Origin of the sequence: Micromonospora sp. NPDC005215 (assembly GCF_040607915.1) — a bacterium.
In the GTDB taxonomy this organism is placed as follows: domain Bacteria; phylum Actinomycetota; class Actinomycetes; order Mycobacteriales; family Micromonosporaceae; genus Micromonospora.
Genome location: NZ_JBEXHQ010000036.1, coordinates 48,495 through 73,784, shown reverse-complemented (window position 1 = coordinate 73,784; position 25,290 = coordinate 48,495). Strand labels below are relative to the sequence as shown.

20 protein-coding genes, 2 pseudogenes and 1 riboswitch are annotated in these 25,290 nt (G+C 72.9%); of the genes and pseudogenes, 14 read left to right on the top strand and 8 right to left on the bottom strand.

All coding sequences use genetic code 11. The features are described 5' to 3' along the window. Positions 1-117: 117 nt before the first annotated feature. Complete coding sequence (locus ABZU25_RS24375; protein WP_355031679.1) at positions 118-699, bottom strand: GNAT family N-acetyltransferase; 582 nt, start codon at positions 697-699, stop codon at positions 118-120. A 35-nt stretch (positions 700-734) separates the two neighbouring features. Between ABZU25_RS24375 and ABZU25_RS24370 the strand changes: the two genes are divergently transcribed. After that, positions 735-2,009, top strand: a complete 1,275-nt coding sequence (locus ABZU25_RS24370; RefSeq protein WP_355031678.1) for a glycosyltransferase family 87 protein — start codon at positions 735-737, stop codon at positions 2,007-2,009. On the opposite strand, the gene ABZU25_RS24365 is transcribed toward ABZU25_RS24370, so the two are convergent. Then, positions 1,908-2,459 carry a GNAT family N-acetyltransferase gene (locus ABZU25_RS24365; RefSeq protein WP_355031677.1) on the bottom strand — a complete coding sequence of 184 codons (552 nt, stop codon included), beginning with the start codon at positions 2,457-2,459 and terminating at the stop codon, positions 1,908-1,910. The two genes, ABZU25_RS24370 and ABZU25_RS24365, sit on opposite strands and share 102 nt — an antisense overlap. Before the next feature lie 79 nt (positions 2,460-2,538). Here ABZU25_RS24365 and ABZU25_RS24360 point away from each other — a divergent pair, with 79 nt between their 5' ends. The 5 genes from ABZU25_RS24360 (at position 2,539) to ABZU25_RS24340 (ending at position 8,292) form a co-directional block, all read left to right on the top strand. Next, positions 2,539-3,768: a crosslink repair DNA glycosylase YcaQ family protein gene (locus tag ABZU25_RS24360; protein ID WP_355031676.1), complete on the top strand. Its 1,230-nt coding sequence runs from the start codon at positions 2,539-2,541 to the stop codon at positions 3,766-3,768. Positions 3,769-3,823: 55 nt separating this feature from the next. After that, a complete protein-coding gene (locus ABZU25_RS24355; RefSeq protein ID WP_355031683.1) occupies positions 3,824-4,399 on the top strand; it encodes a DUF2752 domain-containing protein in 576 nt (191 codons plus the stop codon). 437 nt (positions 4,400-4,836) lie between these two features. After that, positions 4,837-5,577: an FAD-dependent thymidylate synthase gene (gene thyX / locus ABZU25_RS24350; RefSeq protein WP_355031682.1), complete on the top strand. Its 741-nt coding sequence runs from the start codon at positions 4,837-4,839 to the stop codon at positions 5,575-5,577. 47 nt (positions 5,578-5,624) lie between these two features. Continuing rightward, complete coding sequence (gene dapA / locus ABZU25_RS24345; protein WP_355031675.1) at positions 5,625-6,551, top strand: 4-hydroxy-tetrahydrodipicolinate synthase; 927 nt, start codon at positions 5,625-5,627, stop codon at positions 6,549-6,551. A gap of 52 nt (positions 6,552-6,603) precedes the next feature. Then, positions 6,604-8,292: a ribonuclease J gene (locus ABZU25_RS24340; protein ID WP_355031674.1), complete on the top strand. Its 1,689-nt coding sequence runs from the start codon at positions 6,604-6,606 to the stop codon at positions 8,290-8,292. 109 nt (positions 8,293-8,401) lie between these two features. On the opposite strand, the pseudogene ABZU25_RS24335 reads toward ABZU25_RS24340, so the two are convergent. Both ABZU25_RS24335 and ABZU25_RS24330 read right to left on the bottom strand, forming a co-directional pair. After that, positions 8,402-10,004 (bottom strand): annotated as a pseudogene (locus ABZU25_RS24335) (YbjN domain-containing protein); the annotation flags it as partial. A gap of 70 nt (positions 10,005-10,074) precedes the next feature. Beyond that, the gene (locus ABZU25_RS24330) at positions 10,075-10,554 is read right to left on the bottom strand and encodes a YbjN domain-containing protein (RefSeq protein WP_355031673.1); all 480 of its coding nucleotides are present in this window, start codon (positions 10,552-10,554) and stop codon (positions 10,075-10,077) included. Between the two features lie 113 nt (positions 10,555-10,667). Here ABZU25_RS24330 and ABZU25_RS24325 point away from each other — a divergent pair, with 113 nt between their 5' ends. After that, positions 10,668-13,124 (top strand): DNA translocase FtsK 4TM domain-containing protein, encoded by a 2,457-nt coding sequence (locus ABZU25_RS24325; RefSeq protein WP_355031672.1) that lies wholly within the window; start codon positions 10,668-10,670, stop codon positions 13,122-13,124. Between the two features lie 73 nt (positions 13,125-13,197). Here ABZU25_RS24325 and ABZU25_RS24320 read toward each other — a convergent pair whose 3' ends face one another. Together ABZU25_RS24320 and ABZU25_RS24315 are read right to left on the bottom strand one after the other, a co-directional pair. Next, a complete protein-coding gene (locus ABZU25_RS24320; RefSeq protein WP_355031671.1) occupies positions 13,198-13,440 on the bottom strand; it encodes a hypothetical protein in 243 nt (80 codons plus the stop codon). Between the two features lie 82 nt (positions 13,441-13,522). Continuing rightward, positions 13,523-13,837, bottom strand: coding sequence for an SMR family transporter (locus ABZU25_RS24315; RefSeq protein ID WP_355031670.1), 315 nt, complete (start codon positions 13,835-13,837; stop codon positions 13,523-13,525). Positions 13,838-13,897: 60 nt separating this feature from the next. Then, positions 13,898-13,962: riboswitch (guanidine-III (ykkC-III) riboswitch) on the bottom strand. A 118-nt stretch (positions 13,963-14,080) separates the two neighbouring features. Here ABZU25_RS24315 and ABZU25_RS24310 point away from each other — a divergent pair. From ABZU25_RS24310 to ABZU25_RS24280, 7 genes and pseudogenes are all read left to right on the top strand, one after another. Then, positions 14,081-15,004 (top strand): ornithine cyclodeaminase family protein, encoded by a 924-nt coding sequence (locus tag ABZU25_RS24310; protein ID WP_355031669.1) that lies wholly within the window; start codon positions 14,081-14,083, stop codon positions 15,002-15,004. Between the two features lie 104 nt (positions 15,005-15,108). Continuing rightward, positions 15,109-16,617, top strand: a complete 1,509-nt coding sequence (gene rimO, locus ABZU25_RS24305; protein WP_355031668.1) for a 30S ribosomal protein S12 methylthiotransferase RimO — start codon at positions 15,109-15,111, stop codon at positions 16,615-16,617. Positions 16,618-16,694: 77 nt separating this feature from the next. Next, complete coding sequence (gene pgsA, locus ABZU25_RS24300; RefSeq protein WP_355031667.1) at positions 16,695-17,285, top strand: CDP-diacylglycerol--glycerol-3-phosphate 3-phosphatidyltransferase; 591 nt, start codon at positions 16,695-16,697, stop codon at positions 17,283-17,285. A 128-nt stretch (positions 17,286-17,413) separates the two neighbouring features. Next, positions 17,414-17,935, top strand: a pseudogene (locus ABZU25_RS24295) (CinA family protein); the annotation flags it as partial. Between the two features lie 303 nt (positions 17,936-18,238). Further along, positions 18,239-18,679, top strand: coding sequence for a helix-turn-helix transcriptional regulator (locus ABZU25_RS24290; protein ID WP_355031666.1), 441 nt, complete (start codon positions 18,239-18,241; stop codon positions 18,677-18,679). 202 nt (positions 18,680-18,881) lie between these two features. Further along, positions 18,882-19,754 carry a PspA/IM30 family protein gene (locus tag ABZU25_RS24285; RefSeq protein ID WP_355031665.1) on the top strand — a complete coding sequence of 291 codons (873 nt, stop codon included), beginning with the start codon at positions 18,882-18,884 and terminating at the stop codon, positions 19,752-19,754. A 23-nt stretch (positions 19,755-19,777) separates the two neighbouring features. Then, entirely contained in the window at positions 19,778-20,563 is a 786-nt protein-coding gene (locus ABZU25_RS24280) for a hypothetical protein (RefSeq protein WP_355031664.1), read from the top strand. A gap of 35 nt (positions 20,564-20,598) precedes the next feature. On the opposite strand, the gene ABZU25_RS24275 is transcribed toward ABZU25_RS24280, so the two are convergent. Both ABZU25_RS24275 and ABZU25_RS24270 read right to left on the bottom strand, forming a co-directional pair. Further along, on the bottom strand, positions 20,599-24,216 hold the full coding sequence (locus ABZU25_RS24275; RefSeq protein WP_355031663.1) for a hypothetical protein: 3,618 nt from the start codon (positions 24,214-24,216) through the stop codon (positions 20,599-20,601). 164 nt (positions 24,217-24,380) lie between these two features. After that, the gene (locus tag ABZU25_RS24270) at positions 24,381-25,190 is read right to left on the bottom strand and encodes a DNA-formamidopyrimidine glycosylase family protein (RefSeq protein WP_355031681.1); all 810 of its coding nucleotides are present in this window, start codon (positions 25,188-25,190) and stop codon (positions 24,381-24,383) included. Positions 25,191-25,290: the final 100 nt, after the last annotated feature.

The following is a 25,290-nucleotide window of genomic DNA, read 5'->3' as shown; positions in this document are numbered from 1 at the left end:
TCCGTTCGCCCACCCCGGAGGCCGTGCGGGCGTGGATGGTGCACATCGAGCCCCGGCTGGTGGTCATCGCCTGGAGCATCGGCACGATCTCCCGCCCGGCCGGGCCGCCACACCGGCTCACTCGGTCGGCACCTTCTCGGTCGGCACCGCCACGTGCAGGCGCACCTGCGGCACCAGCATGTCGTCGACGTCCAGCGCCCGGGCCGCGCCGTCGGGCTCCCAGCCGGTGCTGGTCAGGAACGCGCGGGTCGCCTCGTCGCCCTCGAACGCCCAGGCCACCGCCCGGCTCAGGCCGTCCTCCCGCCACAGGTCGACAGCTGCGGCGAGCAGCCGACTGCCGTGCCCCCGCCGACCCCACCGTGGCTCCACCAGCAGATCGGTCACCGCCGCCACGTCCGGGCCGAGCGCGCCGGCCGGCTCACCCGGGGCCAACGCCTCGCCGTCGGCCGGGCCGGAGGCGGCGAACCCCACCAGATACGATTGCTCGGCCTGTTCGACGGCGACCAGCACCCGGTGCGCGCCCGAGGGCGGCTCCAGCACCGCGGCGCTCCACCGCCGGGCGAGGAACGCCTCGTCCAGGTTGTCGAGCACGTGCCGAGGCAGGATCCGGCGGTACGCGACCCGCCAGGTCGCGAGTTGGATGCGTGCGATCTCGCCGGCGTCCTCGGGACGCGCCGGGCGGACGTACCCGAGAGCCATGGGACGGAAGCCTACGCAGGGCGAGGGAGGCGACGGTGGCGCAGGGTGCCAGGAGGACGACCGGGCAGGTCGTCGGGGTGGTGGTGCTCGCCGCGGCGGTCACCGCGTTCCTCGCCGTCGCCGCCGTTCGGCACGGCTTCTTCGACCTGAAGGTCTACTACGGCGCGTTGACCTGGTGGGCACACGACGGCGGGGAGATCTACGACTACCTCAAGCCGGGCACCCAGTACGGCTTCACCTATCCGCCGTTCGCCGCGCTCGTGATGCTGCCGATGGCGTACCTGCCGTGGTCGGCCGCGATCGTGGTGAGCGTGCTCGCCAGCGTGGCCACCACCACGGTGCTGATCTGGTGGCTGGTCGACCCGATCGCCCGCCGGGCCGGCTGGACCCGGTGGTTCGCCCTCGCGGTGGCGCTCTGCCTGGCCGCCGCGTTCGAGCCGATGCGGGAGACGGTCAACTTCGGCCAGGTCAACACGCTGCTGCTCTTCCTGGTGGCGGTGGATCTGCTGCGGCTGCTGCCGGCCGGCAACCGATGGGCCGGGGTGGGCATCGGGCTCGCCACCGCGATCAAACTGACCCCGGGCGTCTTCATCGTCTACCTGCTGGTGACCGGGCGATGGCGGGCCGCGCTCACCGCCTGCGGGACGGCCGCCGGGGTGTCGCTGCTGGCCGGTGCGCTCTTCCCGGACGCGTCCCGCGAGTTCTGGACCGAAGCGCTGTGGAACACCGGACGGGTGGGGGAGTTGGCCTTCGTCTCCAACCAGTCGCTGCGCGGGGTGGTCGCCCGACTCGACCCGGAGCACCCGAGCACCCTGCTGTGGCTGCTGCTGGTGCTCGGCACCCTGGCGCTCTGGGCCTGGCGGTCCCGGCTCGCCGTCCGGGCCGGTGACGAGGCGACCGGCCTGGCGTTGACCGGCGCGGTGATGTGCCTGGTCAGCCCGGTCACCTGGGTACACCACCTGGTCTGGCTGCTGCCCGCGCTGATCCTGCTTGTCGACAACGCGATGGCCGCGCCGGCCGGCCGCCGTCGGCGGGTCCTGCTGGTCGCCGCGACCATCGGGTACGCGCTGCTGATCAGCAGGACCGTCTGGGTGTGGGAGAAGGACTTCACCGGCCTGGACGGCTTCCTGGGCAGCAACGCCTACGTGTGGATCAGCCTCGCGCTGCTGGCCTTCCTGCCGATCCGCGGCTGGCTGACCCCGCCCGGGTCAGTTGTCGAGGACTCCGGCGTACCGCAGCTCGACCAGACTGACCGGGGGCTGCCCACCGGCGAGCGGCACATGGTAGGTCGACCGCTCACCGTCCGCTGACAGCCCGGCCCGCGCGCAGAACCGGCGGGCCCGCTGGTTGTCCGCCAGCACCCACGCCCGGTACCCGCGCCAGCCCCGCTCGGCGAGCCCGGCCCGAGCGGCGGCCAGGAGCGCGGCGGCGCTCCCGTCCCCCCAGTGCGCCGGCTCCACGTACAGCGCCACCACCTCGCCGACCGTCGGGTCCAGGTCGTCCCGGTCCTGGTCGCGGCGGTACGGCCCGAAGGTGGTGAAGCCGACGACCAGCCCGTCCACCTCGCCGAGCACTGTGGTGAACGGATGGTCCGGGTCGGCGGTGCCGAGGTCGCGGCGGCGCTGCGCCCAGGCCGCCACGTTCAGCCGGTCCAGCACCTCGTCTGGCATGAAGCCGGCGTAGCCCGCCTGCCAGCCGTGTACGTGCACCCGGGCGACCGCCTCGGCGTCGTCCGGCTCCTCCCGACGGATGGTCAGCATTGCACCGTTCTATGCCCCGTTGGTCGTCGCGTCCAGCTTCCCGCACCGGCGTCGTACCGATGAATTAAGGTCGCCGACGATGGCCGCACCGGAATCACTCTCGCTCGCCCAGGCTCGTCGGGTGGCGCTCGCCGCTCAGGGCTTCGCCGACCCGGCGCCCGCCGGCGTGCCCACCCGCCGGCACCTGCGTCGGGTGCTCGACCGGGTCAATCTGATCCAGATGGACTCGGTCAACGTGCTGCAACGCGCGCACTACCTGCCGCTCTACAGCCGGCTCGGGCCCTACCCGACCACGCTGCTCGACCAGGCTGCCTACCGGCGCCCGCGGGAGCTGTTCGAATACTGGGGCCACGAGGCGTCGTTGGTTCCGGTCGAGCTGCACCCGATGCTGCGCTGGCGGATGGCTCGGGCGCAGAGTGAATCCTGGGGTGGCATGCGGCGGATCGCCCTGGAGCAGCCGGAGCTGGTCGCCTGGGTTCGCGACGAGGTGGCTGCCCGCGGCCCACTGACCGCTGCCGAGATCGAGCACGACGCACCGCGGGAGACCGGCAACTGGGGGTGGAACTGGTCGGCGGTCAAGCGGGCCCTGGAGTTCCTCTTCTGGGCCGGTGAGGTGGCCGCCGCGGAACGCAGCACCTCCTTCGCCCGCCGCTACGACCTGCCCGAGCGGGTGCTGCCCGCGACGGTGCTGGCCGCGCCCACCCCGACCGACGCCGAGGCGTACCGCACGCTGGTGGCCCTTGCCGCGCGGTCGCTCGGGGTGGCCGCCGAGCCGGAGTTGCGCGACTACTTCCGGCTGCCGCTGGCCGGCGCCCGGCAGGCCGTCGCCGAGCTGGCCGAGGCCGGTGAGCTGGTGCCGGTCACCGTAGCCGGCTGGCGTCAGCCGGCCTGGCTGCACGCGTCCGCCCGGCTGCCCCGTTGGATTCGCGGCAACACACTTGTCAGCCCCTTCGACCCGCTGATCTGGGAACGGGCCCGCACCGAGCGGCTGTTCGGCTTCACCTACCGGATCGAGATCTATGTCCCCTCGCCGCAACGGGTCTACGGCTACTACGTGTTGCCCTTCCTGCAGGGCGACCGGTTCACCGCCCGGGTCGACCTGAAGGCCGACCGCAAGGGCGGGGTGCTGCTGGTGCCGGCCGCCTGGATCGAGCCCGGCGCCGACCCGGCGGAGACCGCGGTGGCGCTCGCCGCCGAGCTGCACCGGCTGGCCGGCTGGCTCGGCCTGGACGCGGTGGCGCCGCCGCTGGCCGGCGACCTGGCCGGTCCGCTCACCGCCGCGTTGGCCGGCGTGTCCGGTGTACCGTGAGCGCGTGACGAGCGTTCCCGGTCCGGTCGACCAGCCGCAGCCCGCCCCCGGGGCGGTGCACACCGTGCCGGCTGACCCGGCTGGCGTTGGTCCGGCGGGCGTTGGTCCGGCTGACGTTGGTCCGGGTGGCGTCGGTCCGGGTGGTTGGCCGACGACCCCGCCGGGTGGCTATCCGGCGCCCGAGCCGGACCGGCTCACCCGGTTCGTGCTGCGACTCTACGAGCGTTCACCCCGCTGGGCGGTGCCGCTGGCCGCAGTCGGCTGCGTCGCCGCGGGCATGGGTTACGCGCTGCTCAGCGACCCGGCCGACGCCACCCCGGACGCCGCGCCCACCTGTCTGCTCAAACTCACCACCGGGCTGGACTGCCCAGGCTGTGGCGGCACTCGCGCACTCTGGTACGTGCTGCACGGCGACCTGCCGGCCGCTGCCCGGCACCACTTCCTGTTCATCTTCGCGCTGCCGTTCCTCGCGTACCTCTTCGTGGCCTGGGCGGGCAACCAGGCGTTCGGTTGGCGACTGCCGGAGCTGCAGATCAGCTCGAAGGTCATCGTCGGGTTCCTGGGCGTGTGGCTCGCCTTCTCGGTGCTGCGCAATCTGCCCTGGGCGCCGTTCACCTCGCTCTACGTCTGACCCGCCCGCACTCCGGGCTCCCGAGGGCGTCAACCGTCGTCGTGCAGGCCAGCACGGCTCCTCCGACGGCAGGGCAGGACCTTGCCGTCTCCCTGTAGAGCTGCCCCAGTTGTGGGGCGCGGGCCCCGGATCCGCCTCCGGCGCGACGCCTGCCCCTGGGACGCCTGCCCCGGACCGGCCTCCGGTGCGACGCCTGCCCCGGACCGGCGTCCGGTGCGACGCCTGCCCTCGGGGACGCCTGCCCCAGATTTGGGGCAGCTCTACAGGCAACCGGAGAGGCACCAGGGGGCCGGCGGCCGCATCGTCGAGATCTTGGACACCTATGGCCCCGGTCTTCGGAAGGCGTCGCTGATTTGGTGGTAGCTGGGCGGTTTCTGCACCGCGAGCCCGAGTTGGGCTCGGGACCGACGGCCACTACAGTCCCAGGAATGCCGGAGATGGTGCAGCCCCAGGTCAAGTTGATCGCGTGGACCCAGTTCGCGGCCCCGGACGACGTGCCGTGGTCGACCGATGCGGAGGGTGGCCAGGCGCTCGCCGAATTCGCCGGCCGGGCCTGTTACCAATCCTGGAAGAAGCCGAACCCGGCGACCGCCACCAACGCCGGCTACCTGGCGCACATCCTCGACGTCGGGCACCTGTCGGTGCTGGAGCACGGGTCGGTCACCTTCTACTTCACCGGGGTGTCCCGCTCCTTCACCCACGAGCTGATCCGGCACCGGCACTTCTCGTACTCCCAGTTGTCCCAGCGCTACGTCCCGGAACGGGACGCGGCAATGGTCGAGCCGGCGGTCATCGCCGACGACCCGGAGCTGCACAAGAAGTTCGTGGCGGCCGCCGAGGCGAGCGTCCAGGCGTACACCGAGTTGCTGGAGGGCCTTGAGCAGCGCTTCTCCGACGAACCGAACCCGACGCTGCGCCGCAAGCAGGCCCGGCAGGCCGCTCGGGCGGTGCTGCCCAACGCCACCGAGACCCGGATCGTGGTCAGCGGCAACTACCGGGCCTGGCGGCACTTCATCGCGATGCGCGCCACCGAGCACGCCGATGTGGAGATCCGTGAGCTGGCCGTGGAGTGCCTGCGCCAGCTGCAGGGAGTCGCCCCGAACGTGTTCGCCGACTTCGTGATCTCCACGCTGCCGGACGGCACCGAGGTGGCGGCCAGCCCGCACGAGGCGTCCTGAGCCCTTCCCCGGCGGGCCGCGGCAGGTCGTCCGCTAGGTTGGAGGGTATGACGCACGACCACCTCGACGCCGCCGCCCGACCGGCGTCCCGCCCCTTCGGCCGGCTGCTCACCGCCATGGTGAGCCCGTTCACCCCCGACGGCTCGCTCGACCTGGACGGCGCCGCCCGGCTGGCGAGCCACCTGGTCGACGAGCAGGGCAACGATGCGCTGGTGGTCAACGGCACCACCGGCGAGTCGCCGACCACCACCGACGCGGAGAAGGAACACCTGATCCGGGCCGTGGTGGAGGCCGTCGGGGACCGTGCCAAGGTGGTCGCCGGGGTCGGCACCAACGACACCCGGCACACCATCGAGCTGGCCGCCGCCGCCGAGAAGGCGGGTGCACACGGCCTGCTGGTGGTCACCCCGTACTACAACAAGCCGCCGCAGAGCGGGTTGCTGCGGCACTTCACCGCCGTCGCCGACGCCACCGGCCTCCCAGTGATGCTGTACGACATCCCACACCGCTCCGGCGTGCCGATCGACACCGAGACGCTGGTCCGGCTCGCCGAGCACGGCCGGATCGTCGCGGTCAAGGACGCCAAGAGCGACCTGATCGCCACCGGCTGGGTGACCAGCCGGAGCGCCCTCGCCTTCTACTGCGGCGAGGACGCCCTCACCCTGCCGGCGCTGGCCGTTGGCAGCGTGGGCGTGGTCGGCACCTCGACACACTTCACCGGGGCACTGACCGCACAGATGATCGAGGCGTACGACGCGGGGGACATGCCGGCCGCGCTTGCCCTGCACCGGCGGCTGCTGCCGCTGTTCACCGGCATCTTCCGCACCCAGGGAGCCATCCTGGTGAAGGCGGGCCTGGCATCGCTGGGCCTGCCGGCCGGCCCGGTGCGCCCCCCGCTCGTGGACGCCACCACCGACGAGATCGCCCAGCTGCGCGCGGACTTCGCGGCAGCGGGCCTGGAGCTGCCCGAATGAACGAACGACACGATGGGCGCCGAGTGACGGCGTCGCAGAATGAGGTGGACGCGTGACCGAGGCGCACATCGAGGCGGAACTACCCCCGCCGCTGCCGGAAGGCGGCCTGCGGATCATCCCGCTCGGCGGGCTCGGCGCCATCGGTCGGAACATGACCGTCTTCGAGTACGACGGCAAGTTGCTGATCGTCGACTGCGGGGTGCTCTTCCCCGACGTCGAGCAACCGGGCGTGGATCTGATCCTGCCCGACTTCGGCCCGATCCTGGACCGGCTTGCCGACGTCCAGGCGATCGTGCTGACCCACGGCCACGAGGACCACATCGGCGCGGTGCCGTACCTGCTCGCCCACAAACCCGACATCCCGCTGGTCGGCTCACAGTTCACCCTCGCGCTGGTCGAGGCCAAGTTGGCCGAGCGGCGGATCCAGCCGTACACGCTGACCGTGCGGGAGGGCGGCCGGGAGCGGCTCGGCCCGTTCGAGTGCGAGTTCTTCGCGGTCAACCACTCGATCCCGGACGCCCTCGCGGTGGCCATCCGCACCCCCGCCGGTCTGGTGCTGCACACCGGCGACTTCAAGATGGACCAGTTGCCGCTGGACGGCCGGATCACCGACCTGGCCGGCTTCGCCCGGCTCGGCGCCGAGGGCGTCGACCTGCTGCTGTCCGACTCCACAAACGCGGAGATCCCCGGCTTCGTCACCCCGGAGCGGGAAATCGGGCCGGTGCTCGACTCGATCTTCGCGAAGGCCAAGGGCCGCATCATCGTGGCCTCGTTCGCCTCGCACGTGCACCGCGTGCAGCAGGTCTTCGACTCCGCCGGTGAGCACGGCCGCAAGGTCGCGCTGATCGGCCGGTCCATGGTCCGCAACATGGGTATCGCTCGGGATCTGGGTCTGCTCAACATCCCGAATGGCCTGGTCATCAGCATCGACGAGGCGACCACGCTGCCGCCGGACGAGATCGTGCTGATGTCCACCGGCTCGCAGGGTGAACCGATGAGCGCGCTGGGTCGGATGGCCAGCGGCGACCACCGGCACATCACCATCGCGCCCGGCGACACCGTCGTGCTGGCGTCCTCGCTGGTGCCCGGCAACGAGACCTCGGTGTACCGGGTGATCAACCGCCTGGCGCGGGCGGGCGCGGTCGTCGTGCACAAGGACGTGGCGAAGGTGCACGTCTCCGGGCACGCCCCCGCCGGGGAGCTGCTCTACCTGCTCAACGTGGTCCGGCCCAGCAACCTGATGCCGGTGCACGGCGAGTGGCGTCACCTGCGCGCCCACGCCCGGCTCGGCATCGAGTCCGGGGTCGCCGCCGACCGGGTGGTGATCTGCGAGGACGGCGACGTGGTCGACCTGGTCGAGGGCCGCGCCAGCCTGGTCGGGCACGTGAAGAGCCGGTACGTCTACGTGGACGGCCTCGCCGTCGGTGACGTCAGCGAGTCGCTGCTCACCGAGCGGCGGATCCTCGGTGACGGCGGCTTCATCGCCACCACCGTGGTCGTGGACTCGGTCACCGGCAAGGTGGTCGCCGGCCCGACGCTGTCCGCGAAGGGCTTCTCCGAGGACCCGGAGGCGTTCAACCCGGTGGTCCCGCTGGTCACCGAGGCGCTCAACCGGGCCGCGGCGGACGGCATCACCGACCCGCACCAGCTCCAGCAGATCGTCCGCCGGACCGTGGGGCGATGGGTCAACGACAAGTACCGTCGTCGCCCGATGATCGTGCCCACCGTCGTCGAGGTCTGACACTGGTGACCGGGCCGGTCGCCGACATCCCCCAGTGGATGTGGGCGGCCGGCCCGACCCGTGCGGGGTGGTCGCGCCCCGGATCGCAACCAACCGCCCTGTTCGCGACTCAGGGAAGCGCGGCGACCGCCTCGGCGTAGGCGACGCCGGTGGCGATGGCGGCGTCCACCAACACCGTCAGCTGCGCCGGGGCCACTCCGTGGGTCAGGTCGGTGGCCACGTCCCCGGCCAGCACCAATTCCCCGCCGATGTCGTGCACGTACGCCTTGGGCAGTAAGCGGTCGTGGTTCCAGGCATTACAGAAGGCGTACGCCTCGGCGCGGCGGGTCGCCGGCAGCCGGCGGGCGGCCATGGCCCGGGCGTGCAGCACCTCGCCGCGTTCGCCGGCCCGCTGGAACTGGATCACCACGCCATCCCACCGGCCGACGACCCGGTCGCCCTCCTCCACCAGGTACCGGTCGCCGCGCCGGTCCAGCACCGCGGTGATCATGTCGAGGGTCAGCGCCATCAGCTCCCGCCCGCCCGAACCGGTCTCCTCGTCGGACCCGTCGGCGTCGGGCTCGACGTACCCATCCGGCTCGTCGTCGGCGGGTAGCGGGACCGGTGCCGCGAGCGGCCGCTCGGCGAGCCAGGCGGCCATCCGCCCGGAGTGGTGGCCGGTGCCGTTGCGGGCGTCGAAGCTGCCGGCCAGGTCGTTGGCCACGCCGAGCAGCAGCGCGCCGAGGGTGGCCACGTCCGGTTCGGTGGCGGGCCGCTCGCCGTACGCCGGGCGTGGCACCGTTCGCCCGCCCAGCCCGCCCGCCACGGCCAGCCCGCAGACCAACGCCCCGGCCGCGGCGAACTCCATGGCGGCGAGGTCGTCGGTCGGCCGGTCCAGTCGGGGCAGTTGCTCGGCCAGGATGGTCACCCCGCGTTCCAGGTGCCCGCCCAGGGCGCAGAACCGCAGGTGCGCGGCGAGGTGCGGGAACGCGGCGGGCTCGTGCCGGTGCCGGCGGTACGCCCGCACGTGTGCCGCGGCGGCCCGCTGTGGCTCGCCGGCCCGGAGGGCGGGCAGCAGACTGGCGACCAGATTCCGTTCGGGCTGGTCGGTGCAGGTCTCCGGGGCGCCGTCGGTCTCCGGTAGCTCGTCGAGCGCGGCTCGCCACTCACCCCAGCCGGCCAGCAGCTCCGCGCGCCGGGCCGGGGCGCAACCCGGGCAGCCGCCGGCCGGGCCGGGCGGCCGGCCGCACCACCGCTCGTACCAGTGGCGGGCGGTGGGTTCGTCGCCCAGGTGGTCGGCGATCCGGCAGTGCAGCTCCGCGACGGTTGGCGTGTCCGGACCATCCGCGCCGACCCGGTGGGCCAGGTCGTGCAGCAGGGAACGGGTCTGGTCCAGCCCGACCCGCGGGGTGCCGAGCAGCGCCTCCACCGCGTACCGCTGGTAGCGCAGCAGCAGCCCGGACTCGACGGCGGTGAGCAGCTCGGGCCGGTGGTCGGCGGCGGCCCGGCAGCGCCGGACCGGCTCGACCAGACGCCACCGCTCCCCGTGCAGCAGGTACGCCTCGATCAGCGCGAACCGTGCGTCCACCCCGGACCGGACGTCCCCGGTGGCGTCGGCGCGTTCGGCGAGCCGCTCCAGGGCCACCTGCCGGGCCGGGCCGTCGGGCAGGTCCCGGGCCTCGGAGAGCGCGGCCGTCAGGGCCGGCAGGGTGCCCCCGGCGACCCGGTCGACGGAACCGGCGGGTGGCGCGTCGCGATGGCCTGCCCGGTCGGTGCGACTGCCGGTGAACTCGTCCCGGCCGGTCACGACGGCACCGCGCCGGGCAGTCGACGGACCGCCACGGCGAGCTGGCAGCCGGTGGAGATGCCACAGTCGAGCAGTTGGTCGAGTTGGTGCGGGGTCACCCCGCGTTCCAGGTCGGTGACCACCTCGCCGTAGACCCGGGCCCGACCGTCGTCGTCGACGTGCACGAACGCCTTGGGCCAGAGTCGGTCGTGGTTCCACGAGTTGCAGAACGCGTACAGGGCGGGCACCTGCTCGATTCCGAAGGTGGGAGTGACCATCGTGCGGACCTGGAGCAGCTCGCCGTCCCCACCGAGGCGGAGGAACCAGATCATGTTGTCGTCGAAGCGACCCACCAGTTCGCCGTTTGGGGTCAGGCTGACGGGCCGGCCACGGGCGGCGAGCACCGCGGCGACGAGTTCACCGCTCAGCGGGCGCAGCGCGCCCGGGTGCCCGGCCAGCGGATCGTCCGGATCGCCCTCGATTTCCGGCGACGCCATGGGGCATCCCTTCTGAGGCGGATATCACGACTGGCGGCGGGGCTCGTGTTGCGACGCGCGGACACGACCCGGAAAAGCGGGGTTCTGCCCGGCCCCACCGTTACCGTGACTCTATGGCGGGCCGTACCTCTCAGGCGAGCCGGCGGCGCGGCGCGTCGCCGCGCGGTGGCACCAACAGTCGTGCCCGTCAACCGGCGAAGAAGACCCGGGCGCCGGTCCGGCGCCGTACGGTGCCGGCCCGGCCCGGCGCGGCTGTCTACGTGGGCCGTGCGGTGGGCGCACTGTGGATGGGCGTGGCACACGGGATGGGCTGGGCGGTGCGGGCCGCCGGTCGGCAGGCCGCCTCCGCCCGCGACCTCGACCCGGAGCACCGCCGGGACGGCGCCGGGCTGCTGATGTTCGGGTTCGCCCTGCTCACCGCCGTGGCGCTCTGGCTTTCCGGAGCGGGCCCGGTGGGCGCGCGACTGGCCGACTCGATCCGGCTGTTCCTGGGCGCGATCTCGGTGGTCGTACCGGTGCTGTTGATGATCGGGGCCTGGCGGTTGATGCGTCAGCCGGCCGATCCGGAGCACCGGGGCCGCGGGTTGATCGGCTGGAGTTCACTGCTCGTCTCGACCGCGGCGCTGCTCCACATCGGTCAGGCCCCGGCCAACCCGCTGCAACGCGACTTCGCGGGTGGGCTGGTCGGCGCGGGCATCGGTGGGCTGCTGGAGCGCGCGGTCACCGCCTGGGTGGCGGTGCCGCTGCTGATCCTGCTGCTGCTCTTCGGTCTGCTCGTGGTGACGGCGACACCGATCAACAAGATCCCGGAGCGGCTGGGCCTGTTGGCCGGCGGGCTGGTCGCCGCACCGGAGGAGGCCGAGGAAGCCGACGAGCCGGCCGCCCAGCGGACGCGTAAGCGGCCGGCGAAGCGGACGCCTCCGCCAGTGGACCCGGACGACTTCGAGGACCTGGACGGCGTGGACCTCCAGGAGACCATGGTGCTGCCGCGCAAGTCTCCGGCGAAGGTGCCGGCGAGCCGCCGGCCGCCGGTCGACCCGCCGGAGCACTCGCCCGCGCCGACGCGGGCCGAGCAGCTCGCGTTGACCGGACTGGCCGGGGACTACACACTGCCACCGGCCAACATGCTCAGCGCCGGGGCCGCCGCGAAGACGCGCAGCAAAGCCAACGACGAGGTGATCGCCGCGCTGACCGGTGTGTTCGACCAGTTCGACGTGGACGCCGCGGTCACCGGGTTCACGCGTGGCCCCACTGTCACCCGCTACGAGGTCGAGGTGGGCCACGGCGTCAAGGTCGAGCGGATCACCCAGCTCTCCCGCAACATCGCGTACGCGGTGAAGTCGCCGGACGTGCGGATCCTCAGCCCGATCCCGGGCAAGAGCGCGGTCGGCGTGGAGATCCCGAACACCGACCCGGAGAACGTCGCCCTCGGCGACGTGCTGCGCTCTCGTGCGGCGACCAGCGACCACCATCCGATGGTGGTGGCGCTCGGCAAGGACATCGAGGGCGGCTACGTGGTGGCCAACCTCGCGAAGATGCCGCACATTCTCATCGCCGGGGCCACCGGGGCCGGGAAGAGCTCGTGCCTGAACACTCTTCTCGTCTCGATCCTCACCCGGGCCACCCCGGACGAGGTACGCCTGCTGCTGATCGACCCGAAGCGGGTCGAGATGACCGGCTACGAGGGCATCCCGCACCTGGTCACCCCGATCGTGACAAATGCCAAGAAGGCGGCCGACTCGCTGGACTGGGTGGTCCGCGAGATGGACATGCGCTACGACGACCTCGCCGCCAACGGGGTCCGGCACATCGACGACTTCAACCGCAAGGTCCGCAACGGCGAGATCAAGGCCCCGCCGGGCAGCGAACGGGAGATGCGCCCGTACCCGTACCTGTTGGTGATCGTGGACGAGTTGGCCGACCTGATGATGGTCGCGCCGCGCGACGTGGAGGACTCGGTCGTCCGGATCACCCAGCTGGCCCGTGCGGCCGGCATCCACCTGGTCCTGGCCACCCAACGGCCCTCGGTCGACGTGGTAACCGGTCTGATCAAGGCGAACGTGCCGTCCCGGCTGGCGTTCGCCACCTCCTCGCTCGCCGATTCGCGGGTCATCCTCGACCAGCCGGGCGCGGAGAAGCTGCTCGGCCGCGGTGACGGGCTCTTCCTGCCGATGGGCGCCTCCAAGCCGGTACGCATCCAGGGCGCCTGGGTCACCGAGCGGGAGATCGCCGACGTCGTGAAGTTCTGCAAGGACCAGCGCGAGCCGGAGTTCCGCAAGGACGTGCTGGCCCCCGCGCAGGAGACCAGGAAGAAGCCCGACGAGGACATCGGTGACGATCTCGACCTGTTGGTGCAGGCGGTGGAGTTGGTGGTGACCTCGCAGTTCGGCTCGACCTCGATGCTCCAGCGCAAGCTGCGGGTCGGTTTCGCGAAGGCGGGCCGACTGATGGACCTGATGGAGACCCGTGGGGTGGTCGGGCCGTCGGAGGGGTCGAAGGCGCGTGACGTGCTGGTCAAGCCGGACGAGCTGGAGGAGGTCCTGGCCGGCCTGCGCGGCGACGTGGACTGACCGGCGGGGACGACCGACCCCGGCAAGCGCGACGGGCCCGCCGGCAGCCGGCGGGCCCGTACCTGGGGAAGCGTCAGTTGAGCAGGGCGGCGGCGATGACGGTGCCGAGGATCGCGCCGACGAGGCTGGCCGCTGCGGCGTACCAGCCGAGCGGCTTGTCACCCAGCACCGCGCCGGCGATGCCCGCGACGATGCCGAGCACGCCGAAGACGATCGGGGACAGCAGCAGGGCGATAACCGCGAAGACGAAGCCCACGATGGTGAGGATCCGGGCAGCGTTGGCTCGGGGGCGTGCGTTGCTGGGCAGGTCGGCCATGTCTTCCTCCGGGTGAGAGCCTGTCGTGACGGATTGATCACTACCCACTGTGGGCAGCGGCCACGCCTGTCGAGGTGGCTCCTCAGTGGAAGATTTTCAGGCCGATCACGCCGGAGACCACCAGCAGCAGGCACAGGATCCGGGGCAGGCTCGCCGACTCGCCGAGCGCCAGCATCCCGATCAGCGCGGTGCCAACCGCGCCGATGCCGACCCAGACCGCGTAACCGGTGCCGACCGGGATCTCGCGCAGCGCGTACGCCAGCCCGGCCATGCTCAGGACCAGCGTCACCGCGAACACGACTGACGGGACCAGCCGGCTGAAGCCGGCGCTGCGGTCCAGGGCGATCGCCCAGGCAGTCTCCAGCAGTCCGGAGATCACCAATACCAGCCAGGCCATCGTTCACCTCACGCGAGAGTGCCCGGGCCGCCGGGGCCGGGACGAGTCGGGTCTGCACGTCGCGGGGCGTCTTGGCCTGACCGGGTACGCCCACCACTCGTCCGGGATGGCCGCAGGCCACCGACGCCGACGCTAGCACCGGTCGGCCGTCGTGGCGGATGGATGAGCCGGGCCCGGGTGGACCAGTGACTCCCGCCACCCGGTATTGACCTGCACTTGACTCTAACTTGCAGGATGACCATCATGACGCTGATCTATGCCGACCCCGAGGTCGCCGCCGCGCTGGACGCCGCCACCACCGTCGACGCCATGCGGGCCGCCCTTCTGGCCGCGTACGAGGGACGCCTCGTGGCCCCGCCCCGGGCCGCCGCCCCGCTCAGCGGTGGGCGGCTGGTGCTCACCGCCGGGCACCTGGTCGGCGAATGGTACGGCTTCCGCTCCTACGACACCTTCGGCCACCCGCAGAGCGAGCAGGTGGTGGTGCTGCACGACGCGGGCACCGGGGCGATCCGGGCGGTCGCGGTGGGCGAGGAGCTGGGTTCCCGTCGTACCGGAGGGTTGGGTGGCGTGGCGGTCGACGCCCTGGCCCGCCCGGACGCGGCCACCCTCGGCGTGATCGGTTCCGGCCGGCAGGCCTGGACCCAGGTCTGGGCCGCCGCAGCGGTCCGCCCGTTGCGCGAGGTGGTGGTGCACAGCCGCTCCGCCGCCCGCCGGGACGCCCTCGCCGCGCGGATCCGCGTCGAGCTGGGCGTGTCCGCCCGAACGGTGACCGACCCGGGCTCGGCCGTCGCCGGGCGGGACATCGTGGTGCTCGCCACGACCAGCCCGGCCCCGGTGCTCTGCGCCGCCGACCTCAGCCCCGGCACGCACCTCAACGCGGTCGGCTTCAAGCAGCGGGACCGCAGCGAGTTCGGCACCGACCTGCTGGACGCCGCCGACCTGCTGGTCACCGACTCGCCGGCCCAGGCGGCGGACTACCAGCCGCCGATGCTCGCGGCCACGCCCCCGTACGCCGGGCGGTTGCGCGACCTGGGCGCCATCCTGGCCGGCGCCGCCCCCGGCCGGACCGCCGCGGACCAGATCTCGGTTTTCTGCTCCACGGGCCTGGCCGGCACCGAGGTCTTCCTGCTCGATGCGTTGACCCGCATGGCCGCCGTGGCTCGCTGAGCGCCGGCGGGGGACAGGGTGGCCGATTCGGCGTCAGGGCGCGCGTCCGGCCGTCACCGCAGCCCCGCGTGCGTGGGCTTCCCCGGACGGCCCGGTACCCTCGGATGGTGTCTGCCACCTCTCCTTCTCCCTCTGACAACGCCGAGGGCCGTCGCGTCGCCCTGCTCACCCTGGGCTGTGCCCGCAACGAGGTCGACTCGGAGGAGCTGGCCGCACGGCTGCACGCCGATGGCTGGCAGGTGACCACCGACGGCGAGGGCGCCGACGTGGTGGTCGTCAACACCTGCGGCTTCGTGGAGAAGGCCAAGCAGGATTCCATCCAGACCCTGCTCGCCGCCGCCGGCACCGGCGCCAAGGTGGTCGCGGCGGGCTGCATGGCCGAGCGGTACGGCCGGGAGCTGGCCGACAGCCTGCCCGAGGCGCAGGCGGTGCTGAGCTTCGACGACTACCCGGACATCGCCGCCCGGCTGAACGCGGTCGTCGCCGGTGAGCAGATCACCGCGCACACCCCTCGGGACCGGCGTGAGCTGCTGCCGCTGACCCCGGTGCAGCGGCGCGACAGCGCCGTGTCGCTGCCCGGTCACGGCACCGTGAGCCGCACCGCCGTCGACATCGACGAGCACACCCCCGCGCACCTGCGCCAGGTGCTGCGCCGCCGACTGGACACCGGCCCGGTGGCCTCGTTGAAGCTGGCCAGCGGCTGCGACCGGCGCTGCGCGTTCTGTGCCATTCCGGCCTTCCGGGGGGCGTTCGTCTCGCGTACCCCGGACGAGTTGCTCGCCGAGGCGGAGTGGCTGGCCAAGACCGGCGTACGGGAGTTGGTGCTGGTCAGTGAGAACTCCACCTCGTACGGCAAGGATCTCGGCGATCCCCGCGCGTTGGAGAAGCTGCTGCCGCAGCTCGCCGCGGTGACCGGCATCGTCCGGGTGCGGGCGAGCTACCTCCAGCCGGCGGAGACCCGACCCGGGCTGGTCGAGGCGATCGCCAACACGCCGGGTGTGGCCCCGTACTTCGACCTGTCGTTCCAGCACTCCAGCGAGCCGGTGCTGCGCCGGATGCGGCGTTTCGGCTCCACCGACCGTTTCCTGGAGCTGCTCGCTGGTGCCCGTGCGTTGGCCCCGGACGCGGGCGCCCGGAGCAACTTCATCGTCGGTTTCCCCGGCGAGACCCGCGCCGATGTCGACGAGCTGGTCCGGTTCCTGACCGAGGCCCGGCTGGACGCGATCGGGATGTTCGACTACAGCGACGAGGACGGCACCGAGGCCGCCGGCCTGCCTGGCAAGGTCTCCGCCGCGACGATCAAGCGGCGGTACGACCGGCTGAGCGCGCTCGCCGACGAGCTGTGCTCGCAGCGGGCCGAGGACCGACTCGGCTCGACCGTCGAGGTGCTTGTCGACTCGATCGAGGACGGCGTGGTGGAGGGGCGGGCGGCGCACCAGGCGCCGGAGGTGGACGGTTCCACCACGCTGGTCGCCCCGTTCGAGGGTGGGGTCGACCTCGTCGCGCTGCGCCCGGGTGACCTGGTGCGCGCAACGGTGACCGGCACCGAAGGGGTGGACCTGCTGGCGGTGCCGGATGAGATGATCTCGGCGGCGCCCGGCGCGGCACGGTGACGGTGGGCCCAAGCGGAGCGGGGGAGCCCAGTGGTGCGGTGCCGGGAACGCCACGGCGGGCCGAGCGGAGTGCGGCGGTGACCGGGGCGGCGGAGTCGACGCCGGCCCGGGTGGTCGCCGTGGTGCCCGTCGTCAACGCGGCCAACGCGCTGACCGCCCTGCGGCTCGCGCTGGTGCCGGTCTTCGCCGCCTCGGTGATCATGTCCGGGATGATCCACTCCGGCTGGCGGATGGCAGCGTGCCTGATCTTCGCGGTGGCGTCGGCGACCGACCTGGTGGATGGCTGGATCGCCCGCCGGTTCGGGCTTGTCACCTCGGTCGGCAAGGTGGCCGACCCGATCGCCGACAAGGCGCTCACCGGTGCCGCCCTGGTGTTGCTGTCCTGGTACGACCAGTTGCCCTGGTGGGTGACCGCACTGATCCTCGTCCGCGAGCTGGGCATCACCGGGCTGCGGTTCTGGGTGATCCGGCACGGCGTGATCGCGGCCAGCCGGGGCGGCAAGGTCAAGACTGCGCTCCAGATCCTCGCCATCGCCTGGTATCTCTGGCCGATGCCCGCTGCCCTCGCCGCCGTCGGCCCGTGGATCATGGCGGCCGCCGTCCTGGTCACTGTCGCCACCGGCTTCGACTACATAGCCCAGGCTCTCCGCCTCCGCCGCCCCCGCTGAAACCACCCCGCCCCTGCGTTGATCATGAAGTGGTTGCCATCCGCGGCGGCGTGTCGTGGTGCAAACTCCATGATCGACGTGACCGGGTCGGCAGGGTTGAGGGCCCTTGGGTGGGGAAGGACTGGTTCATGCAGCGGGACACGGGTGTCGAGCGGCCGGCGGATGGCGCGGCGGCGGACGATGCCACGGCTGGCAGCGCGGCGGCGGGCGTGGTGCACCGGTTGGCGCAGCGGCACGAGACCCTGGCCACCGTCGAATCGCTCACCGGCGGATCGCTTGCCGCGTCGATCGTCGACATCGCCGGAGTCAGCGGAATCTACCGGGGCGGCCTCGTCGTCTACGCCACCGAGTTGAAGAGCGCCCTGGCCGGCGTACCCGCCGACCTGCTGTCCGAGCGCGGGCCGGTGGACCCGGATGTGGCGGCGGCCCTCGCCGAGGGCGGTCGCCAGCGCTGCGGCGCGGACTGGGGGGTGGCCACCACCGGCGTCGCCGGCCCCGAACCGCAGGACGGCAGGCCCGTCGGTCTGGTCTACGTCGCGGTCGCCGGCCCGAACGGCGGGGAGGTCCGCCAGTTCGACCTGGACGGCGGGCGGGACCACGTCCGTGCGGCGGCGGTGGTCGAGGCGCTGCGCCTGCTCGCCGAGCGGATCCACGACGCCGACGGCCAGGACCCCGACGCCCACCCGGGCGCCGCAGCCGACGATCCCGAGGCCCGGGAATTCGACGACCCGGAGGGTCCTGCCGGGACCGCCGAGGGCACCCGGGGCAGGGCGGGGACGGCCGACGCCGCCCGCCGGTGAGTCCGCGCCGGCGAAGCGACGGGCGGGGCGGGATGTCGGCTGGGCTCGCAACGGGTACGGTTGCGGGAAGGCTCCGACGTTTCGGGGTCGGCGCGGTCCGCCGCGGCCGGCCGCCCAGCGCCGGGCGCGAGGTATCCCTCAGGGGGAGGTGCGATGATCCTGCTACGCCGGGTGATCGGTGACGCACTGCGGGCGCGCCGGCAGGGGCAGCAGCGCACGCTGCGTGAGGTCTCCACCGCCGCCAACGTCAGCCTCGGCTACCTCTCCGAGATCGAGCGGGGGCACAAGGAGCCGTCCAGCGAGCTGCTCGCCGCGATCTGTGACGCCCTCGGTGCCCGTCTGTCCGAGCTTCTCCGTGAGGTGAGCGACACCGTGGCACTCGCCGAGCAGATGCCCGAGGTGCTCGTCTCGATGCAGGACGAGCCGGCCAACGCCGGGGCTGTGTCCAAGAGCACCAGCCGGGGTGTCCGCCAGGTCACCTCCGATGGCAAGGTCGCCGTCTCGGTCCGCCACGACTCGCCGCTCAGGGCCACGCTGCGCAGCGCGCGCGTCCGCCCGACCGAGCGCGACCGGGACGTGGTCTGCGCCGCCTGAGCCCGTCGCCCGGTTGACCATGGGAGGGCTGGCTCCGGCCGCGTAGGGTGGCCCACAGGAGCTGCTGGTGCGGTCGACCGACCGGTACGGATGCCTTGTTGGCGTTCGGCTGGGACGATGGAGATCGGCCGGTGGTGGCCAGTCGGTCCGTCCGGCCCGGCCGGCCGTGGTGGAGCGATGCTACTGAGGGGATACCGCGGAGATGGCGAACCCGTTCGTCAAGGGTTGGAACTACCTGATGGCGCTCTTCGGTGCGAAGATCGACGAGCATGCCGATCCCAAGGTGCAGATCCAGCAGGCCATCGAGGATGCCCAGCGGCAGCACCAGGCGCTGGTCCAGCAGGCTGCCGCGGTGATCGGCAACCAGCGTCAGCTGGAGATGAAGCTGTCCCGGCAGATGTCCGAGGTCGAGCGGTTGCAGGGCAACGCCCGGCAGGCCCTGGTGCTGTCCGACCAGGCCCGGGTTAAGGGTGACGAGGCCGAGGCGACGCGGTTCGAGCAGTCGGCGCAGACCCTGGCCACCCAGTTGGTCTCCGCCGAACAGGCCACCGAAGACCTGAAGACCCTGCACGACCAGGCGTTGGGCGCCGCCGCCCAGGCCCGCCGTGCGGTCGAGAACAACTCGATGATCCTCCAGCAGAAGCTCGCCGAGCGCACCAAGCTGCTCAGCCAACTGGAGCAGGCCAAGATGCAGGAGTCGGTGGCCCGCTCGCTGGAGTCGATGTCGTCGCTGACCGCGCCCACCAACACCCCGTCACTGGATGAGGTGCGCGACCGCATCGAGCGGCGGTACGCCACCGCGATGGGTCGCGCCGAGCTGGCTGGCAACTCCGCCGAGGGCCGGATGTTGGAGATCCAGAAGGCGACGATCGACTCAGCCGGTTCGGCCCGGCTGGAGCAGATCCGGTCCAGCATGGCAGGGGAGCAGCTCGGCGGCGCGTCGCAACGACCCGCCGTGCCGCAGGCCGAGAAGGCCAGCCCGGCCACCGACCCGACGGCCGCGGCCCGGCTGGACGAGCTGCGCGCCAGCATGGCCCGCGAGCGGGGCACCGGCGACCCGACCGCCGCCGGCTGAACGACCGGACCGAGGAGGTCACTGTGGCAGACGAGCGGACCCGGTACTTCCGCAAACTGGGTAGGCTGCGCCGGTCCGCCCGACGGTGGAGCGTGCTGGCCGGTGGGCTCGGCGGCGCGGCTGCGTTGCTGACTCCGTACGCCGGCCTTGGTCTGCCCGACGCGGCCTGGGCCGGCGCCGCGGGCAGCGCGGTGGCGCTCGCCGCCTGGCGCTGGATCGACGTGCGTGCCCTCGCCGCCCAGCCGGCACCGCCAGCCCTCGATCCCGCGGAGGCGGCGGCCCGGTCGCGGGCCCGGCTGATCGCCGCCGTCGAGCGGCTGCCGGTCGGTCCGGGGGTGCTGGCCGAGGTCCGCCGGGTCCGCTCCCGGATCGCCCTGCGCGGCACTAGCGCCGGCGAGCAGTGGGCCCGACTGGACCGGGCGGCGCTCACCCTGGCCGGCATGGCCCCCCGGCTCACCGGGCTGGCCGAGCCGGCGGTGCTGGAGGCCGCCGCCGCCGACCGTTCGCTGCGCGACCTGGCCGCACGGGTGGCCAGCGTCGAACGTGCGCTGCGGTTGGCCCCGGCCGACGCCCGCCCGCCGCTGGCCGAGGCACACGCCGCGCTGACCGCCCAGTTGGAGAGTGGGGTCGCGGCCTACGAACGGCTGGTGGTGGCCGCCGCCGGTTACCTGGCCGAGGACGCCCGACCGGAGACCGCCCACCCGGCCGCCGACCGGCTCACCGAGGCGACCGACCTGTTGCACGGGGTGGCCGGGGCGCTGGCCGAGCTGCGCGCCGTCGGCACTCCGCTGCGCGCGCCGACCCGCTGAGAGACGCCCACCGCCGCACCACGCACCCGGCCCGGTCACGGCGGCGTCGTGACCCGGATCGGATCCGTGTACGGCGAACTGCCAACGACGTTGAACGACCGGATCCGGTAGTGGTAGGTCACGTCCCGGGCCAGTCCCGTGTTGCTGAAGCCGCGACCGGTCACCGTGAAGGTGGCCACCTCCCGGTCGAACGCCGGGTCCAGGGCCCGCTGCACGATGAACCCGGACCCCGGGCCGGCGGGGGTGCTCGCCGCCCAGGCCAGGATCACCGTCGCGGTGTCCGGCCCCGGCGCGCTCGCGGTGGCGCCCACCCCGTTCGGGGTGCCCGGCGCGGGCGGGCAGGTCACCGTGGCGACCGTCGACCAGGCCGAGGCGGCACCCAGATAGGTGGTCCGCACCCGGTAGTAGTACGTGGTGTCCGGGGCGATCGTGACGTCCAGGTGATTGTCGCCGGCACCGATCGCCGTGGTGCCCGGCCCGCTGGTGAACGTCGGATTGGTGGCCCGCTGCACGTCGATGCCGGTGGCGAACGAGCGGTTCGTCCAGCGCAGGGCCACCCGCAGCGGCGCGGCGGGTGGCAGCGCGGCGACCAGGCCGCTCGGCGCGGCCAGGTGCACCGAGGCGGGCACCCCGTTCGACCAGGACGAGTAGCTGACCGCGTTCTCCGCCCGGATCCGGTAGTGGTAGGTCACCCCGGGAGTGACGGACGCGTCCGTGTACCGGGTGGCCGCGGCCGCGACGGTGATCGTGGTGACCTCGCCGTCGAAGGTCGCGTCGGTGGCCCGGTGCAGCAGGTGACTGGTGGCGGGTGGCCGACCTCCGTTGCTGGTCCAGGCGAGCGCGATCGCGGGTAGCGCGGTGGCCGAGCCCGACACCGGCGTGGCGGTCAGCCCGGTCGGTGCCTTCGGCGTCACCCGCAGCACCAGTGGCCGGGTCATCCCGCCGTCGCGGTGGCCGGCGAGTTGACTGTGCCAGCGGTATTCCCAGCCGAGGTTGACCAGGTGGTTGACAACGGTGGCGGGTCGCCCGTCCGCCGGGCTGACCGGGGTCGACCCGGTCCGGGCACCGGCCGGGCGGCACGGGTCGAGCAGCCGGACGCTGTCGCCCAGCTTGAACGGCAGCGCCGGGGCGACCGGGCGCAGCGCCACGACGACGTCCTCCCGGGGGTTGACCCGGACGATCTGCTTCCAGCCCAACTCGGTGCCGTGCGGGAGGCGCAGCGTGCCGTCCCAACCGACCCGGTTCACCAGCTGCACGTCGCAGCCGCCGAAATGCAGCGGTTCGGTCTGCCGGACGTTGCCGCTGATCCGCCAGAGCTGGGTGCCGTCGGTCGCGGTGCCCAGCGGCACGGCGAGGTCGGTGGCGAAGAGCACCTCGGTGACCGGGTCGGTCGGGCCGAGGGGCAGGGTCGTCGGGTTGAGCGGCCCGGCGTGCGGGTGCCCGACGCCGAGTCGGCCGGCCAGCCGGCCGTGGTCGGGCTCGAAGACCTGCTGTACGGCCTTGACGGCGATCGGCAGTGTCACCGGCCCCGCGCCGGCCGTCGGTGTGATCGTCACCGAGGTGGCGTGCACCGGCACCGAAGTCGTCGATGCGGTGCGGGTGCCGAACGCCGTGTCGTACGCCGGCTGCGGCACGATCGGCGGGCGCTGACTGGCCGCGTACGCCACGGGCAGCCGTTCGCGCAGCCGGCCCAGGTCGTACGGCGGCGCCGGGATGCCCGCGACCCGGAACTGGAGCAGGGTGCGGGTGTTCGGGCCGTACCCCGGATCGGTGCCCGGCGGCCCACCCTCGGCCGTCCGGTCCGGTGCGTCGGTGTGCTGGTCGTAGCGCGGGTCGAAGCCCGGCAGCGGCGCCGGGGCGTCGTTGTACAGGATCAGCGTGCTGCCCGGCGGCACGGCGGAGAAGTCGACGAGCACGTCGGCCCGCTCACCCGGGGCGAGCAGCAGTGTGTGACCGTCGACGTTCAGCACTGTCGGGTCGAGCCGGTCGTAGCGGTAGCCGACCGGCCGGTTCGGCAGCACCACCGGGGCGGGCAGCAGTCCGGCCTCGTTGCCGATCTGGATGAACTCCGGCCCGGCGGCGCGCGGATCCGGCACACCGCCGTCGCGTCCGTCGGTCGGCCACCCCGGCGGGCGGTCCGCCGCCGGCACCGCCGGCACCATCGGCACCTCCCCGGCGTCGGCGTCGGCGAGCGCCCCGTCGGCCGTCCACATCGGCGCGTCGGAGCAGGCGCGGTAGAGCTGGAGGTTGAGGCTGCGGTCCAGGCAGGCATTGAGGATCCGGAACCGGTACGCGCGCGGCCGCACCTCCAGGTACGGGTAGGCGACGCCGTTGACGAGCGGGGTGTCTCCGTACGCCTCGGGCACCGCGGACGGGTGCGGCACGCCGGGGCGCAACGGGGGCTCGTCCGGTGCGTCGACCGGGTCGTGGTGCGGGTTGGCGACGCAGCCGTCGGCGCGGGTGCTGCCCGGGGCGGGATCACGCGACCAGGGGCCGTAGTCCCACCGGCCGGTGGGGTTGCGTCCGTCGGACCGGTACGGGTTCTGCCGCGGCTGGTAGACGTGCGGGTGCCAGAGGCTGCCCCGGGCGCCCCAGCGTTCCCGGTCCCAGGTCGGGTCCTCGGCGGCCAGTTGGGCGTCGTCCGGCACGAACGTCTTGTCCTCGATCACCAGCGGCAGTTGGTCGGCCGGCAGCACCGCGTCGGCGACGAGCTGCTCCTCGGCCGGGTCGGTGAGCAGGTAGAGCGCGAGTTGTCCGCCGTAGACGGTGAGCCGGGCCAGGCCGAGGGTGTTGTCGTGCAACCACAGCAGCCGGCCGCTCTGCTCGTTCGGGTAGTACAGGGTGGTGGCCCCGGCGCCCGGCGGCGGCATGTCCGGCACGTGGGTGACGCCCACCCCGTTCGGGTACGGGGTGATCTCCCCGGCCGGAGTGATCCACTGCCCCGGGTTGCCGGCGCTGTTCCAGCCGGTCTGCGCCCCGGCCAGGTGCAGCACCGCGCGGTTCTGCGGGAACGGGGCCGGCCCGTCCAGCGGGCCGATCCCGGCTCCCTCGATGCTGTCGTCGACCGGCAGGAACAGCTCACCGGCCCGGCCGGTCGGGAGTTGGTTGATGAACTTCACCCGGACCGGTCGGCCCCGCCGGGCGACGATCATCGGACCGAGGTGCCAGGGCCGATCCGGGGGCCCCACCGTGTTGTGGCCCGCCGGGTCGGTGCCCAGGTTGAGCTGCCGGTAGCCGCGCAGCCGGGTGGCTGGCAGGTCCCGGTGCAGCCGTTGCGCGTACTCCTGCACGACGATCTCGTAGTAGTCGCAGCCCGGATAGCTGATCGTGTCCGGCGTTGCCACCGGCAGGTGGCCGCCGAGGTCGGTGCCGCCCCGCCGGTCCGGGACGGACAGCGGGTCGACGAACTTGCGCAGCCCGGTCCCGGGCACGACCCGCCCGCCGGTGTTGCGCGTCGGGCGAGGGCTGTGGGCGAAGTTCGGCACCGGGCCGAAGCAGCGGGGCACGACGGCCGGATCCAGGCTCGACGCCGGGGTGGTCTCCTCGGCGGTACGCGCGGTCGGCACGGACACCGTTCGGCCATTGACGGAGCCGTCGGTGTCGCGGGTGGCCCGTTCGAAGAAGGTGGAGCGGAGTCTGCGGAACAACGCCATGACTCTCCCCGGGTCGGGGCGCGAGGGTCGCCACCCCGGCGTGGCTGCCTCGGCGCTCTGCTGACGATCGGTGAGCACTCAACCGCAGCATGCGACTCCGACGGCCGGATAGGAATTACCCAATCGTCCGTATCTGGGATGGCCTTGGCCGACGGGTGCCCTGGTCAGCCGGATCTTGGGGTGCCCGGGTGTTCGGGCTGGCAGACCGGACACCAGTAGGTGACCCTCTCGCCCAGCTCCTCCTTGCGGATCGCGGTGGCGCAGCGGCGGCACGGCTGGGCGCGGCGACCGTACACGTAGCTGGTCTGGCCCCGGTGCAGGGAGCCGGTGCTGCTCTGCGTCCACCGACCACGGTTGGCGGCGAGCAGCCGCTGCGCGAGGGCCACCAGGCCGGGCAGGTCGGGCACCGCGCCGACCGGCGTCCACGGCGACACACCGCGCAGGAACAGCACCTCGCACTTGTAGAGGTTGCCCACCCCGGCCAGGTTGCGCTGGTCGAGCAGTGCCTCGCCGATGGTCTGCTCCGGGTGGTCGGTGAGTCGGCGGACCGCCTCGGCCGGATCCCAGTCCGGGCCGAGCAGGTCGGGGCCGAGGTGGCCGACCAGGTGGTCCTCCTCGGCGGTGGGCACGACTGTCAGCTCGTGGAGGTGATAACCGACAGCGACAGCGCCGGGGCTGCGCAGCACCACTCGGATCAGGTGCGCGGGCCGGCGGGTCCAGCGTTCCCCCGGGGCGTACGCCCGCCAGGCGCCGTCCATCCGGAGGTGCGAGTGCAGGGTCCAGTGCGCCTGGTCCGGAGCGTTGAGGCGCAGCAGCAGGTGCTTGCCCCGGCTGGCCGACTCGCGGACGGTCCAACCGGTCAGGTCGGCGGTCGCCAGCTGCGGCACCCGGAAGTCACTGTCGGTGATCCGTGCGCCGGCGAGGGCGCGGTGCAGCACGCGCGCGGTGTTCCAGACGGTGTCGCCTTCGGGCACCCTCTCATCCTCTCTCATTTGAGCAGGATTCGCATGTGTCGCTATTTGTACACAGGTTCCTCCTGATCTCCTGACATGCGAGGGTCAGGGGGTTCTGAGG

Bases quoted from the DNA above. Each gene is read 5' to 3' on its own strand.
- ABZU25_RS24375 (WP_355031679.1), bottom strand. From the start codon at position 699: ATGGCTCTCGGGTACGTCCGCCCGGCGCGTCCCGAGGACGCCGGCGAG.
- ABZU25_RS24365 (WP_355031677.1), bottom strand. From the start codon at position 2,459: ATGCTGACCATCCGTCGGGAGGAGCCGGACGACGCCGAGGCGGTCGCC.
- ABZU25_RS24360 (WP_355031676.1), top strand. From the start codon at position 2,539: ATGGCCGCACCGGAATCACTCTCGCTCGCCCAGGCTCGTCGGGTGGCG.
- thyX (WP_355031682.1), top strand. From the start codon at position 4,837: ATGGTGCAGCCCCAGGTCAAGTTGATCGCGTGGACCCAGTTCGCGGCC.
- dapA (WP_355031675.1), top strand. From the start codon at position 5,625: ATGACGCACGACCACCTCGACGCCGCCGCCCGACCGGCGTCCCGCCCC.
- ABZU25_RS24330 (WP_355031673.1), bottom strand. From the start codon at position 10,554: ATGGCGTCGCCGGAAATCGAGGGCGATCCGGACGATCCGCTGGCCGGG.
- ABZU25_RS24325 (WP_355031672.1), top strand. From the start codon at position 10,668: ATGGCGGGCCGTACCTCTCAGGCGAGCCGGCGGCGCGGCGCGTCGCCG.
- ABZU25_RS24320 (WP_355031671.1), bottom strand. From the start codon at position 13,440: ATGGCCGACCTGCCCAGCAACGCACGCCCCCGAGCCAACGCTGCCCGG.
- ABZU25_RS24315 (WP_355031670.1), bottom strand. From the start codon at position 13,837: ATGGCCTGGCTGGTATTGGTGATCTCCGGACTGCTGGAGACTGCCTGG.
- ABZU25_RS24310 (WP_355031669.1), top strand. From the start codon at position 14,081: ATGACGCTGATCTATGCCGACCCCGAGGTCGCCGCCGCGCTGGACGCC.
- rimO (WP_355031668.1), top strand. From the start codon at position 15,109: ATGGTGTCTGCCACCTCTCCTTCTCCCTCTGACAACGCCGAGGGCCGT.
- ABZU25_RS24290 (WP_355031666.1), top strand. From the start codon at position 18,239: ATGATCCTGCTACGCCGGGTGATCGGTGACGCACTGCGGGCGCGCCGG.
- ABZU25_RS24285 (WP_355031665.1), top strand. From the start codon at position 18,882: ATGGCGAACCCGTTCGTCAAGGGTTGGAACTACCTGATGGCGCTCTTC.
- ABZU25_RS24275 (WP_355031663.1), bottom strand. From the start codon at position 24,216: ATGGCGTTGTTCCGCAGACTCCGCTCCACCTTCTTCGAACGGGCCACC.